The 13,966-nt window shown below is 63.9% G+C and carries 12 protein-coding genes and 1 tRNA gene; 6 read left to right on the top strand and 7 right to left on the bottom strand.

Going from position 1 to position 13,966, the window contains the following annotated elements; genetic code table 11:
- Positions 1-756 precede the first annotated feature (756 nt).
- The 5 genes from HKX24_RS12680 to HKX24_RS12660 all read right to left on the bottom strand — a co-directional run bounded on the left by HKX24_RS12680 (position 757) and on the right by HKX24_RS12660 (position 5,796).
- Positions 757-831, bottom strand: a tRNA-Glu gene (locus HKX24_RS12680).
- Between the two features lie 117 nt (positions 832-948).
- The gene (gene recJ, locus HKX24_RS12675) at positions 949-2,688 is read right to left on the bottom strand and encodes a single-stranded-DNA-specific exonuclease RecJ (protein ID WP_271693325.1); all 1,740 of its coding nucleotides are present in this window, start codon (positions 2,686-2,688) and stop codon (positions 949-951) included.
- Between the two features lie 52 nt (positions 2,689-2,740).
- Entirely contained in the window at positions 2,741-3,703 is a 963-nt protein-coding gene (glpX, locus tag HKX24_RS12670) for a class II fructose-bisphosphatase (protein WP_209218967.1), read from the bottom strand.
- Positions 3,704-4,024: 321 nt separating this feature from the next.
- Complete coding sequence (locus HKX24_RS12665; protein WP_271693326.1) at positions 4,025-5,311, bottom strand: homoserine dehydrogenase; 1,287 nt, start codon at positions 5,309-5,311, stop codon at positions 4,025-4,027.
- A 116-nt stretch (positions 5,312-5,427) separates the two neighbouring features.
- On the bottom strand, positions 5,428-5,796 hold the full coding sequence (locus tag HKX24_RS12660; RefSeq protein WP_271693327.1) for a hypothetical protein: 369 nt from the start codon (positions 5,794-5,796) through the stop codon (positions 5,428-5,430).
- Positions 5,797-5,871: 75 nt separating this feature from the next.
- Here HKX24_RS12660 and HKX24_RS12655 point away from each other — a divergent pair, with 75 nt between their 5' ends.
- Entirely contained in the window at positions 5,872-6,456 is a 585-nt protein-coding gene (locus tag HKX24_RS12655; RefSeq protein WP_271693328.1) for a TetR/AcrR family transcriptional regulator, read from the top strand.
- A gap of 19 nt (positions 6,457-6,475) precedes the next feature.
- On the opposite strand, the gene HKX24_RS12650 is transcribed toward HKX24_RS12655, so the two are convergent.
- Positions 6,476-7,387 (bottom strand): pirin family protein, encoded by a 912-nt coding sequence (locus tag HKX24_RS12650; RefSeq protein ID WP_067266199.1) that lies wholly within the window; start codon positions 7,385-7,387, stop codon positions 6,476-6,478.
- 94 nt (positions 7,388-7,481) lie between these two features.
- Complete coding sequence (locus HKX24_RS12645; protein WP_168612716.1) at positions 7,482-8,855, bottom strand: L-serine ammonia-lyase; 1,374 nt, start codon at positions 8,853-8,855, stop codon at positions 7,482-7,484.
- 253 nt (positions 8,856-9,108) lie between these two features.
- Here HKX24_RS12645 and rpiA point away from each other — a divergent pair, with 253 nt between their 5' ends.
- The 5 genes from rpiA (at position 9,109) to HKX24_RS12620 (ending at position 13,908) form a co-directional block, all read left to right on the top strand.
- Positions 9,109-9,897 carry a ribose-5-phosphate isomerase RpiA gene (rpiA, locus tag HKX24_RS12640; protein WP_067266197.1) on the top strand — a complete coding sequence of 263 codons (789 nt, stop codon included), beginning with the start codon at positions 9,109-9,111 and terminating at the stop codon, positions 9,895-9,897.
- 90 nt (positions 9,898-9,987) lie between these two features.
- Entirely contained in the window at positions 9,988-11,367 is a 1,380-nt protein-coding gene (gene gorA, locus HKX24_RS12635) for a glutathione-disulfide reductase (RefSeq protein ID WP_271693329.1), read from the top strand.
- A gap of 68 nt (positions 11,368-11,435) precedes the next feature.
- Complete coding sequence (gene hflK, locus HKX24_RS12630; RefSeq protein WP_271693330.1) at positions 11,436-12,650, top strand: FtsH protease activity modulator HflK; 1,215 nt, start codon at positions 11,436-11,438, stop codon at positions 12,648-12,650.
- Positions 12,650-13,717, top strand: a complete 1,068-nt coding sequence (locus HKX24_RS12625) for a protease modulator HflC (RefSeq protein ID WP_271693331.1) — start codon at positions 12,650-12,652, stop codon at positions 13,715-13,717. The genes hflK and HKX24_RS12625 overlap by 1 nt, the downstream gene beginning before the upstream one ends.
- A complete protein-coding gene (locus tag HKX24_RS12620) occupies positions 13,714-13,908 on the top strand; it encodes a DUF2065 domain-containing protein (RefSeq protein WP_271693332.1) in 195 nt (64 codons plus the stop codon). The genes HKX24_RS12625 and HKX24_RS12620 overlap by 4 nt, the downstream gene beginning before the upstream one ends.
- Positions 13,909-13,966 lie beyond the last annotated feature (58 nt).

The following is a 13,966-nucleotide window of genomic DNA, read 5'->3' as shown; positions in this document are numbered from 1 at the left end:
CGAGTGGCTCTGGTCCTACAACAACGAACGCCCCAACATGGGCAACGGCGGGATGACCCCCGCCCAGAAATTGAGAATGGCTGCGTAAGTTCTACGATCGAGCCCCCATAAAAATGGGGGGATTACCGAGGGACCATGGCACGTCGATGGTTCTATCTGTCGAAAAATACGGCGGGTCGGATTGAAGATGTAAGCATCTTGGGGCCGCGCAACATCCTACTTAAAGACGGAAGAGCTTTCCTTAAGTGGCAGCCCAAGAAGGCAGGTTCAAAGGAAGTCATTGTTCCACTGATGAGAGAGCTCGCGGAGGAGCTTGAGGTCGGGCCACAAGACGCAGATACTTTTATGCTTACATCAAGAGGCAAGCCTTTCTCGACAAAAAAATCCTTCAGTAATCGGGTTTCCAAGTGGGTTGTTCAGTCAGGGCTGACTCGGGATGTTGAGGTGGAAGACAAAAAAACCGGGAAGAAGGTTATCGAAAAAAGAGCTGCGCTCTCCCAGCATGGGATTCGTAAGGCAACTGCCCACGAGTTGGCCCATTCTGGTGCGAGTGTTTACGAGATTGCGGCACGCCTATCTCATTCCGACGTTAAGTCATCCGCACCCTATGTGCAGGACGTCGATCGGGAGAGGCTGAGCGTGGCCAGTTTTGACCGCGCAGAAAAGGCGCGCGACAGCAATGGTGTCCCATGCCCTGAAAATCGTGGGACACAAGAAGGCAAAAAGTCCAACGATATAAGGAAATTTGAGAGTAAGTGGCAGCCCGTAGGGGAATCGAACCCCTCTTTCCAGGTTGAAAACCTGGCGTCCTAACCGATAGACGAACGGGCCACTCTTTTGTCATGTCAGTGCAGCGTTTAGTGTGTGCTGCTCTGTCTGTGAGCGGACGTTTAAGTAATACTGCGGGGGGCTGCAAGCGGAAAAATGAAGTTTCTTCAGAAAAAGTTTTCAGGCCCGCGCCGCGTCCTCCAAACGCAGTTGAACGGTGCGCCGACCGCGGAAATTGTTAATGTCGAGACGGCCTGCGAGGTGGAAACGCGCGCCGCCGTGGTTTTCCAGCGCGGGGCCGAGGGGGCCGTCGTAGGCGCCAAAGGAAATCGCCTCTAGATTCGCGCCGAGGCCGTCGCCAAAGCTCACTTTCAGGTGGTTCTCGCCCACGCGTTTGGCAAAGCGGATTTGCATGTCCGCAAAGGCATAGCGCGGGGCAGGGGCGCCGGCGCCGAAGGGGCCGGCTTGGTCGACCATCTCGGCCAGCTCCACGGTGGCTGCGCCGGGCATCATCATGCCGCAGAGGTTGAGGTCGGCGGGGCCTGCCAAATGCGCGCCCTGTTTGGTGAGCAATTCGCCCAAGCGCGCCATCGCCGCGTCGATCTTGTCTTCCGCCACGGTCAGGCCTGCGGCCATCTTGTGCCCGCCGCCCTTGATCAGCAGCCCTTCGGCGGCAAGGCGTTGGATTGGCGCGCCGAGGTCGATGCCGCTGATCGAGCGGCCCGAGCCTTTGCCGATGCCGTCTTCGACACCAATGACGATGGAGGGGCGGTTGGCGGCTTCTTTCAGGCGCGAGGCGACGATGCCCACCACGCCGGGGTGCCAGCCGGGGCCGGCGGCCCATGCCAGCGGCCCGTCAAAGCCGCGTTCTTCGGCCTGTGCCATGGCGCTGGCGCGCACGGCGGCCTCAACCTCGCGGCGGTCGGTATTGAGCTGGTCGAGGCGTTCGGCCAATGCGGCGGCCTCATGCGGGTCGGCGGTGGCCAAAAGCCGTGCGCCAAGGTCGGCTTGGCCAATGCGCCCGCCCGCGTTGATGCGGGGGCCGAGTAGAAATCCGAGGTGATAGGCCGTGGGGGCCGTGTCCATCCGCGCCACATCCGACAGGGCGGCAAGACCGGGCCGCGCGCGCCGGGCCATGACCTTGAGCCCCTGACGCACGAAAGCACGGTTGACGCCGGTGAGTGGGGCCACATCGGCGACAGTGGCCAGCGCCACCAAATCGAGCATCGCCATCAGGTCCGGCCCCTTGCGCCCCGCTTCGCGCAATTGCCGCCCCACTTCGACGAGCATCAAGAACACGACGGCAGCGGCGCAGAGATGCGCCAGCGTGCCGTCTTCGTCCTGTCTGTTGGGGTTCACCACGGCCAGCGCATCGGGCAGCGTTTCGCCGCCAAGGTGGTGGTCCAACACGATGACATCCGCGCCCTTGGCGGCGGCGATGGGGCCATGGGACAGCGTGCCGCAGTCGACGCAGACGATCAGGTCATGCTCAGCGGCGAGGGAGGCCATCGCCTCGTCATTGGGGCCATAGCCCTCGTCGATACGGTCAGGGATATAGAGCGTTGCACGGTGGCCCATGTCGCGCAGCCAGACCAGCAGCAGCGCGGCGGAAGAGCCGCCGTCCACGTCATAGTCCGCGAAAATCGCGATGCGTTCGCGGTTTTGCAGGGCCGAAAGAAACCGCGTCGCTGCCGCCTCCATATCGCGCAGGGAGCGGGGATCGGGCAGCAGGTCGCGCAAAGCGGGGGCCAGAAAGCCCGCCGCTTGGGTATCGACCACGCCGCGGCGCGCCAGCACTTGGCACACCGGATCGGGCAGGCCCGCGCGCTGCACCAGCAGTTCCGCCGCCCGGGTCAGTTCCACGTCAGGACCGATCCAGCGCCGCCCGGTCAAAGATGTTTCGACACCGAGAAAGCTCATGCGGACCTCATTTGGCCGTTATGGAAGGGGGTGGGGAGGGCCAGTCTGGCCCTCACTCCGCCGGGGTGCGGTAGTTGATGCGGCGGACCGAACCGGTACGCGAGCGCATGATCAGCGTCTCGGTAGTCAGCCAGCCCGGCTCGCGTTTCACGCCCGGCAGGATGTTGCCGCCGGTGACGCCTGTCGCGGCAAAGATCACGTCTTGGGTGACCATCTCGTCGCGCGAATAGATGCGGTCGAACTCGGTGATCCCGGCCTTGGCGGCGCGGCCCTTTTCGTCTTCGTTGCGGAACAGCAAGCGGCCATACATCTGCCCGCCCATGCATTTCAGCGCCGCGGCGGCCAAGACGCCCTCGGGCGCGCCGCCTTGGCCCATATACATGTCGATGCCGGTTTCGGGGTCGGCGCAATGCATCACGCCCGCCACGTCACCATCGGTGATCAGACGGATGGCGGCACCGGTGGCGCGGACCTCGGCGATCATGTCGGCGTGGCGGGGGCGTTCGAGGATGCAAACGGTGATGTCGGACGCCGCGCAGCCCTTGGCGCGGGCCAGCGCTTCGACACGCTCACCGGGGCTCATGTCGAGGGTGACGACATCGGTCTCGAAGCCTGGGCCGATGGCGAGCTTGTCCATATAGGTGTCCGGCGCGTGCAGCATGGAGCCGCGCGGGCCCATGGCGATCACGGTCAGCGCGTTGGGCATGTCCTTGGCGGTCAGCGTGGTGCCTTCCAGCGGGTCCAGCGCGATGTCCACGCCGGGGCCCTTGCCGGTGCCGACTTCCTCGCCGATGTAGAGCATCGGGGCCTCGTCCCGCTCACCTTCGCCGATGACCACGACGCCCGCGATGTCGAGCATGTTGAGCTGTTCGCGCATGGCGTTCACGGCGGCTTGGTCGGCGGCTTTCTCGTCACCCTTGCCGATCAGCTTGGCCGAGGCCAGCGCGGCGGCTTCGGAAACGCGGGCGAGGCCCAGAGAGAGCATGCGGTCTTGGAATTCGGCGGAAGCGGTCATGGAGTATCCTTGGGTGCAATGTGTTTTCTGTCCTGTACCCTCGCGCGGGCCTCGGGGCAAGTTTTGGGTTGTGGAAGGGGCTGCCGCTTCAGCCGAAACTGCCACCCCGGCCCGGGAACAAGCCGTAGGCGCCGGGCCATCGCCTGCCCGCCTTGTCACGCCGAAGGCGTGCCCGTCTATCTAGGCGCACCTTTGGTGCGACAGGGTAGGCGATTTGGTGGGGCTGGGTGCGCCCCGGCGGGCGCACATTAGGGTTGAGCCATAAAGTGGCACGAAGCACCGTCTCATCGCCCGCCCGCGGGCAGGCGATGGCTCTCAGCCTCAGACCTCTTCGATCCGGAGCGCCACCGGTTCACCGGCCAGCACGCCCGTCTTGTCCATATTCGCCAGCGCTTCCAGCAGCGCGTCGCGGCTGGTTTTATGCGTCACGATCAAAACCGGGGCAGAAGTGTCGGAATGCTCATACTGGCGCATCCGGTAGATGCTCACACCCGCTTCGCCCAGCACCGTGGCGATTTTCGCCAGCGCGCCGGGTTTGTCGACCAGCGCCATGCGCAGATAGTAGGGGGCGGGGCGTTGGCTGCTGGCGGGGATGGTTTGCTCAAGCGTTCCGGCAGGCTGGCCAAAGACCGGCCCGCGCAACCCGCGCGCGATGTCGCAGACATCGGCCATCACGGCGCTGGCCGTTGGCCCTTCACCCGCACCGGCACCGCGCAACACGATCTGGCCCACGGCATCGCCTTCGATCACCACCATATTGGTGCCGCCATCAAGCTGCCCCAAAGGCGATGTTTGCGGCACGAGGCAGGGCATCATCCGCTGCTCCAGCCCGCGGCCGGTTTTCTGGGTCACGCCCAGCAGTTTGATCTTATAACCCATGTCGGCGGCGGCGCGGATGTCTTCGATGGCGACTCGCTCGATCCCCTCAAGCTGGATGCCGTCAAAGTCGATCTTGGTGCCAAAGGCGATGGAGGACAGGATCGCCAGTTTATGCGCCGCGTCGATGCCGCCCACGTCCAATTGCGGATCGGCTTCGAGATAGCCCAGCCCATCGGCCTCGGCAAAGATCTCTTGATAGGTTTTGCCCGAGTCCTCCATCCGCGTCAGGATGTAATTGCACGAGCCGTTCATCACCCCCATGATCCGGGTGATCTCATTCCCGGCGAGCCCCTCCATCAGCGTCTTGATGACCGGGATGCCGCCCGCCACAGCCGCCTCATAGCGCAGGGCCACGCCCGCGCCCTCGGCCTGTTCGGCCAAGGCTTGGCCATGGATCGCCAGCATCGCCTTGTTGGCGGTGACCACATGCTTGCCCGCCGCCAGCGCAGCTTCGGTCGCGGCCTTGGCGGGGCCATCCGCGCCGCCCATGAGCTCGACGAACACATCCACGTCGTCGCGGGTGGCCAATTTGACGGGATCGTCTTCCCAGTCATAAGACGCAAGCGACAGTCCGCGGTCCTTGTTGCGCGTGCGGGCCGAAACCGCCGAGACCGTCATCGCGCAGCCGGTGCGGGCCTCTAACAGGGCGGCCTGTTGGCGCAGAATGCGCAGCACACCCACGCCCACGGTTCCCAATCCGGCAATCCCGAGGCGAAGCGGCTTAGACATGGCGGTGGTCCTTCTGGTCTGATCCGAAAGGCCCGGCAGGCGGGGCCGGGCATAGCCGCGATGTAGCGGGTTCGGCGCCTGCGTGCAACGCGCATACGCATCACGGGGATGCCCGTTTATTCAGCGCTTTCGCTGTCCTCGGCGGCTTGGCGGGCGCGCTGGAGTTCGGCAGCACGCGCCCTGAGCCGCGCCACCCGCGCGGCACTGGCGGATTGGGCGCTTGTGCGGCTGACGCGCGCCGCGCGGGCTTCAAGATTGGCCGCACGCCCCGTGAGCGCCGCTTCGGTCCGCGCAGGGTCGATCCGCCCGGCGGTGGCCTTGGCCAGAAGCGGGTCGATCGGGACCAGATCGGGGTAGGGGGCGGCCTCCAGTTCAGGCGTGATGGTGCGGTCGAGTTCGGGAAACTGCGTGCAGCCCGCCAGCAGCGAGACGCCCAGAAGCAGGGCGATGGTTGAAAGAGGGCGGGGCGGGCGCGCTTGGGTCATGCCTCGTTCTGCCCCAGCCGTGATCTTCGCGCAAGCGGGGTTTGCTTTTGAACGCTTGTTCATTAAATTGCCGCCATGGCAAGAACCACAGGCTCCCACTCCGATATCACCGGCCCGCGTGTCCGCGCAGCCGCGCTGCGGCTTTTCGCACGGGGTGGCTATGCCGCTGTGTCGATGCGCGCCATCGCCGCCGAAGTCGGCGTGCAGGCCGGGGCGCTTTATAACTACACGCCCGACAAGCAGAGCCTGCTGTTTGACCTGATGCAGGCGCATATGACCGACCTGCTGGCCGAAACACCCCATGACCCCAGCCGCCCCGCCATGCAGCAGTTGCGGGATTTCGTGGCCTTCCACATCCGGTTTCACGCAGACCGGCCCGATGAGGTTTTCATCGCCTATATGGAGCTGCGCAATCTGACGGAGGAGAATTTCGCCGTGATCGAGCGCCTGCGCCGCGACTATGAGGACCGGTTAGAGACGATCCTGCGCGCCGGGGTGGCGAGCGGCGATTTCGCCGTCGCCGACACCAAGATCGTGACGCTGGCGATTATCGCCATGCTGACGGGGGTGAACACTTGGTACCGCGCGGGCGGACGGCTGTCGCTGGACGAGGTCGTCGCACAATATTGGGATATGGTGCGCAAGGCCGTGACCGTCTGACCGGCCACGGCCCTTTGGGTCAATGGGCGGGGCGGATGAAGGTCCCGTTGTTGAGGTCGCGCATCGCCTGCTGTATCTCGGCACGGGTGTTCATCACGATCGGCCCATGCCATGCGACGGGCTCTTCAATCGGCGCGCCCGAGATCAGCAGAAAACGCACGCCTTCCTCACCGGCCTGCACCGTGACCTCATCGCCGGTGCCAAAGCGGATGAGCGTGCGGTCCCCGGACATGTCGCGGATGTTGACCTCCTCGCCGGCGACCTCTTTCTCCAGCAGCACGCCCGAAGGGGCGGAGGCATCGGCGAAAGCGCCCGCGCCTTGGAAGACATAGGCAAAAGCCCGGCGGTAGGTGTCGATCCGAAAGGTCTTTTTCACGCCCGCAGGCACGAAGATATCCAGATACTGCGGATCGGCCGCGATGCCGTCGACGGGGCCGCGTTTGCCCCAGAACTCGCCCGTGATGATCTTGACCCTTGTGCCGTCGTCATCGGTCACCACCGGGATCTCGGCGGATTTCATATCCTGATAGCGCGGCGCGGTCATCTTCTGGGCCGAGGGCAGGTTGCCCCAAAGCTGGAAGCCGTGCATCTGCCCCTTGTCGTTCCCGCGCGGCATTTCTTGGTGCAGGATGCCCGAACCGGCGGTCATCCACTGCACGTCGCCCGCGTTCAGATCGCCGGTGTTGCCGAGCGAATCTGCATGGGCCACAGTGCCTTCGAGCACATAGGTAATCGTCTCGATCCCGCGGTGCGGGTGCCAAGGGAAGCCTTTCTCGAAGTCGCGCGGATGTTCGTTGCGGAAGTCGTCGAACAGCAGAAAGGGATCAAGCTCCGACGGGTCGTGGAAGCCGAAAGCGCGGTGCAGTTTCACCCCGGCGCCTTCCATCGTGGGCGTGGCGCGGCGGGTTTCCAATGTGGGTCTGAGGGACATGATGCTCTCCTTTGCAGTTGCTCGGAAGATAGGGGGCGGCGGTCACCTCAACAATTGGCCCCGGCGAACGGGGCCTGTGCAAATTTGCGCAGCTTCAGCAGTTCGGCACATTCACCGCCAACCCGCCGAGGGAGGTTTCCTTGTATTTCTCGCTCATGTCCGCACCCGTCTGGCGCATGGTCTCAATACAGGCATCGAGCGGCACAAGATGCGTGCCGTCGCCGCGCAGCGCCAGAGAGGCCGCCGAGACCGCCTTGATCGCGCCCAGGCCGTTGCGCTCGATACAAGGCACCTGCACCAGCCCTTTCACCGGGTCGCAGGTCATGCCGAGGTGATGCTCCAGCGCGATTTCAGCGGCGTTTTCGATCTGCTGCGGGGTGCCGCCCATCACGGCGCAGAGCCCGGCGGCGGACATGGCGGCGGCGCTGCCGACTTCGGCCTGACAGCCCGCCTCGGCCCCCGAAATGGAGGCGTTGTATTTCACCAGCCCGCCAATCGCGGCGGCGGTGAGCAGGAAGTCTTCGATATGCGCCTCTGACGCGCCGGGCACATGGTCGAGGTAATAGCGCAAGGTCGCCGGCATCACGCCTGCGGCCCCGTTGGTCGGCGCGGTCACGACCTGCCCGCCCGCGGCGTTCTCTTCGTTGACGGCCATGGCATAGACGCTCATCCAATCGTTGATCGTATGCGGGGCGGATTGGTTCTGTCCGCGCTCCGCCATCAGCGCGTCGTAGATGCCCTTGGCACGGCGTTTCACCTGCAACCCGCCGGGCAGGGTGCCCTCGGAGGTCAGCCCCCGGTCGATGCAGTCGCGCATGACCTGCCACAGCCGTTTCGACCCGGCGCGCAGGTTCTCGGCCCCGCCGCGCGCCTCTTCATTGGCGCGTTTCATGCCCGCGATGGTTTTGCCGGATTTGGCCGACATCTCAAGCATTTCCGCGGCGGACTTGAAGGGGAAGGGCACCGGCGCGCCCTCATCCGTGTCCTTGCCTGCGGCGAGTTCCTTTTCGGTCATCACGAAGCCGCCGCCGATGGAATAATAGGTCTCGCGTAAGGTCACGTCGCCTTGGGCATCGGTGGCCATCAGCATCATGCCATTGGCATGGCCCGCAAGTTTGGTGTCGTAGTCAAAGATCATGTCGCGCTCAGGGTCGAAACGCAGTTCGGGCAGACCGTCGACGTTGATGCGGCGGGTCTGTTTGATCTCTTCCAACACCTTTTCGGCGGCATCGGCGTCATAGTCCTCGGGCGTGAACCCGGCGAGGCCGAGGATCGTGGCGCGGTCGGTCGCATGGCCGACGCCGGTAAAGGCGAGACTGCCGTGCAGCGAGGCGCGCAGCCCGGCGAATTGGAAGGGCGATGCGCGCATCTGGTCAAGGAAACGCCCCGCTGCCACCATCGGCCCCATGGTATGCGAAGACGAGGGGCCGATGCCCACTTTGAACATGTCGAAGACCGAAAGAAACATCAGATGGCGGACCCTTTTATGGTTGCGGGTGGCGGGCGCGGTGGGACGGGTATCGCCCAGACCTCTGGCGCATTGCAAGCGGCCTGGGCCCAATCCAACCATTTCCCGCCGCCCCGTGGCGCGTCTAAAGCGACAGGCCGTGCGCTCTGCCCGTCCTGTCGGCGTGCGGCACCGCCAAAAACCGCCGACTTGCCCCTCGCACCCTATGCCAATTCGCCCTATAACGCGGCAAACGCCTGCAAGGGAGCACCCGATGTCCGGAGACCTATCACCGATCGACAAGGCCAAATTCGTGGCCGCGAAACGGGCGTGCGAATTCGTGGAAGACGGGATGCGCGTGGGGCTTGGCACCGGATCGACGGCGGCGTGGCTGGTCCGCTGTCTGGGCGAGATGGTGCGCGACGATGGGCTGCGGATCAAAGGCGTGCCGACCTCCTCGCGCACCGCGCAACTGGCGCGGGATGTGGGGATCGAGGTGATCTCTCTCGATGAGGCGAAATGGCTCGACCTGACGATTGACGGGGCGGATGAATTCGACGGTGACCTGAACCTCATCAAGGGCGGCGGCGGGGCCTTGCTGCAAGAAAAGATCGTGGCGACGGCCAGCGACCAGATGGTGGTGATCGCCGATATCGGCAAAGAGGTGCATCATCTGGGCGCATTCCCCCTGCCGATCGAGGTGATTCCCTTTGGCTGGCAGACTACGCAGGCGCTGGTCGAAGAGACGCTGATCTCGATGGATGTGCTGGGCCAAAGCTCGACCCTGCGGATGAATGGCGAGGTGCCTTTTATCACCGACGAGGGGAACTATATCCTAGACCTGCGGCTGGGGCGCATCGGCAACGCACGGCAATTGGCGCTGGTGCTGAACCAGATGCCCGGCGTGGTGGAAAACGGCCTGTTCATAGATATCTGTGACGCGGTTGTGATCGGTTACGGGGATGGCAGGGTAGAGGTGCGCGACATAAATGAAGGCACCGTGGCGACCGACCGTTTGGAATTCGTCGAGACCGACAACCTGTTTTCCGACCTGAGCGATTAACGCCGACACAGCGAGACACGCGCGACCCCGCGCAACACCGAAATATGCGCGATCCCGCGCAAGACCCAAAACGACTAAGAGAGGCGCCAAATGGCCAAGAATGAATTCGACTACGACCTGTTTGTCATCGGTGGCGGCTCGGGCGGTGTGCGCGCGGCGCGTGTCGCGGCGGGCGAACATGACGCCAAGGTCGGACTGGCCGAGGAAGACCGCTATGGCGGCACTTGCGTGATCCGGGGCTGCGTGCCGAAAAAGCTGATGGTCTTCGCCTCGGGCTATGCCGATGTGGTGGATGAGGCGAAATGTTTTGGCTGGGATCTTAAGGCCGGGCCCTTCGACTGGCATGACTTCAAAGGTCGTCTGAACACTGAGTTGGACCGCCTCGAAGGTGTCTATCGCAAGCTTCTGAAGAACTCCGGCGTTGACACATTCGACGCCCGCGCGCGGATCAAGGCCCCCCATACCGTGGCCCTGTCCGACGGCACCGAGAAGACCGCGAAACACATCCTCATCGCCAGCGGCGGCCGCCCCGTGCGCCCCGAGATCGAGAATGCGGAACTGGGACTGGTCTCTGACGATCTGTTCCATCTAGAAAAACTGCCCAAGTCGATCCTGATCATCGGCGGCGGCTATATCGCCTGTGAATTCGCCTGTATTCTCAACGGTTTGGGCGTCGAGGTGACGCAATACTACCGCGGCGCGCAGATCCTGCGCGGCTTTGACGACGAAGCCCGCGGCATGGTGGCCGAGATGATGCAGGAAAAGGGGATCGACCTGCATCTGGGCACCAACATTCTGGAGATGACGCCGAGCCACGAAGACGGCAGCGGCCCGATGAAGGTCAAGCCGACCAACGGCACCGAAAAGATGTTCGACCAAGTGCTCTTTGCCACGGGCCGTCGCCCTAACAGCGATGACATGGGGCTGGAAGAACTGGGAGTGAAGCTGGGCCGCAGCGGTGAGATCGAGGTGGATGAGTACAGCCAGACCGCCGTGCCCTCGGTCTATGCCATCGGCGATGTGACCAACCGGATCAACCTCACCCCGGTGGCGATCCGCGAAGGCATGGCCTTTGTCGAAACCGTCTTTGGCGGCAATCCGACGCCGGTGGATCATGATCTGGTGCCTTCGGCGATCTTCACCCAACCCGAGATGGGCACCGTGGGGCTGAGCGAGGAGGCCGCGCGGGAGGCGGGGCCGATTGAGGTCTATGCGACCTCTTTCAAACCGATGCAGGGCGCTTTTGCGGGCAAGGCCGACCGGGTGCTGATGAAACTCATTGTCTGCGCCGACACGCGGGTGGTGCTGGGCTGTCATATCGTCGCACCCAACGCGGGCGAATTGATCCAGATGGTCGGCATCGCGGTCAAGATGGGCGCCACGAAAGAGCAGTTCGACGCCACCTGCGCGGTGCACCCGACCATGTCCGAAGAACTGGTGACCATGCGTAATCCGACTCGCACGGCTTGAATATCACGCGAAAGCGTACAATTTTTGGAACGATAGGCCGCATGGGCGGCCCAGAGGGGAACATATCAATGGCAGGAAATTCGCAAGGCCCCTGGGGGGGCGGCGGAGGCGGCAACCGGGGCAACGGCGGAGACCGGGGCAACGGGGGTCGCAACGACGGGCCGCAGGGTCCACGCGGGCAGGGCGGTGACCGCCCCCAGATGCCCGAGATCGACGATCTGGTGCGCAAGGGGCAAGAGCAGCTGCGCGTCTTGATGGGCGGACGTGGCGGCGACCGGGGCAATGGCACCGGCGGCGGCGGCCGCGGCACTGGTGGGCCGGGCGTGACACGTTCGACCATTGGCATCGCGCTTTTGGCCGGTGTGGCGCTTTGGGGCTTTGCCAGCTTCTACACCGTGCGGCCTGAACAGCAGTCGATCGAACTGTTCTTGGGCGAATTTTCCGGCATCGGCACCGAGGGTTTGAACTTTGCCCCATGGCCGCTGGTCACGGCAGAGGTGTTTGACGTCACCACCAACCGCACCGAGGAGTTGGGCGTGCGGCGCGGCGGCGGCGGCAACGAAGGCTTAATGCTGACCACGGACGAGAACATCGTCGACATCGACTTCCAAGTGGTCTGGAACATCAAGAACGCGCGCGACTTCAAATTCTCGCTGCGCGATCCCGAAGCTTCGGTCCGGGCGATCTCGGAATCCGCCATGCGTGAAGTCATTGCGCAATCCGAACTGGCGCCGATCCTCAACCGGGATCGTGGCGCGGTGGCGGATCGGGTGAAGGAGTTGATCCAGAACACCCTCGACAACCGCAATACCGGCATCAACGTGCTGCGTGTCAACGTGAACAAGGTCGACCCGCCCAGCCAGACCGTGCAGGTCACCGATGCCAATGGCAACACCACCACGCAGTCGGTCGTCGATGCTTTCCGCGACGTGCAAGCCGCCGAGCAGGAGCGTGACCGGGTGGAGCGTCAGGCCGACGCCTATGCCAACCGCCGCACAGCCGAGGCGCGTGGTGAATCCGCGCAGCTTCTGGAAGCCGCCGAAGGCTACCGCGCCCGCGTCGTGAACGACGCTGTGGGTGAGGCCAGCCGCTTTGAAGCCGTCTTGGAAGAATACCGCAACGCACCCGACGTGACGCGCAAACGTCTGTATCTTGAGACCATGGAAAAGGTGCTGGGCGACGTGGATAAAATCATCCTCGAAAACGGCAGCGGCCAAGGCGGGCAGGGCGTTGTTCCCTATCTGCCACTCAATGAATTGCGGCGCGGCGGAGGGTCGAACTGATGCGGAAAACAAGTCTTATCATCCCCATCTTGGTGATCGCCATCGTGGGCATCCTGTCGGCTGTCTTCGTGGTGGACGAGCGCGAGAAGGCGCTGGTGCTGCGTTTTGGCCAGATCAAACAGGTCCGCAACGAGCCGGGCATTGGGTTCAAAGTCCCGCTTTTGGATGAGGTCGTGCGCTACGAAGACCGCATCCTGTCGCTGGAAACCCCGGTGATCGAAGTCACCCCCGCCGATGACCGGCGCCTTGAGATCGACGCCTTCGTGCTCTACCGCATCGACGATATGGTGCAGTACCGGCAAGCTTTGGGTGCGGGCGGCGAACGTCAGGCTGAAAGCGAGATGGGCGGCATCATGGAAAGCCAAATCCGTGCCGTGCTTGGTTCGCAGGGCGTGACATCCAACACCATCCTGTCGCCCGAACGGGCCGACCTGATGGAGCAGATTCGTGTTCGCGCCGATGCACGCGCGCAGGCGCTTGGCCTCAAGGTGGTGGACGTGCGTCTGCGTCAGACAAACCTGCCCGAGCAGAACTTCGACGCGACCCTGCAACGGATGATCGCCGAGCGTGAGCGTGAAGCGACCGACGAACGCGCCCGTGGCCGCGAAGCCGCGCAGCGTGTCATCGCTCTTGCCGATCGTACCTACGAAGAGATCCTCTCGGAGGCCCGTCGTGACGCGCGGATCATCGAAGGTGAGGCGGACGCGCAGCGGAACAACATCTTCGCGCAGGCCTATGGCAAGGATCAGGAATTCTTTGAATTCTACCGCTCGCTCAGCGCCTATGAGCAGGCTTTGCAGGGGCAGAACTCCACTATGGTGATGTCGCCGGATAGTGAGTTCTTCAACTACCTGCGGTCGGATCGCAGCGCCACGACCTCGGTCGATGTGATTGCACTGCCGCAGGCCCCTGCCGCCGATGCGCCCGCGGCTGAGTCCGCACCGGAGGCAGATAACGCCGCCGCGGCAGAGGATACGCAGGAGGAGGCCGCCCCCGCGGCCCCCGCCACGCCAGCCCCCGCCGCACCGGAGGCTGAGACAGATCTGCCAGCGGCGCTGGAAGAATGACGCTGGTTCTACTGGCTCTAGGGTCGGTTCTGATTTTCGAGGGGCTGGTGTACGCACTGGCCCCTTCGTTTTTGGAACAGATGCTCGAAATGCTCCGACGCATCCCTGAGGCCGCGCTGCGCCAGCTTGGCGCGCTGGCGGTGGTGGCCGGGTTGATCTTGGTTTGGCTCGCCTTTCAGTTGGGGTTTTGACGCCGCGCGGGCGGGGTGAAACGGCGTCCGTTTTGCCCACGACCTCGCAGGCCGGGGG

It is taken from the genome of Sulfitobacter sp. M85, from assembly GCF_029285915.1.
In the GTDB taxonomy this organism is placed as follows: Bacteria; Pseudomonadota; Alphaproteobacteria; order Rhodobacterales; family Rhodobacteraceae; genus Sulfitobacter; species Sulfitobacter faviae.
This window is presented reverse-complemented; position numbering and strand designations above follow the sequence as displayed.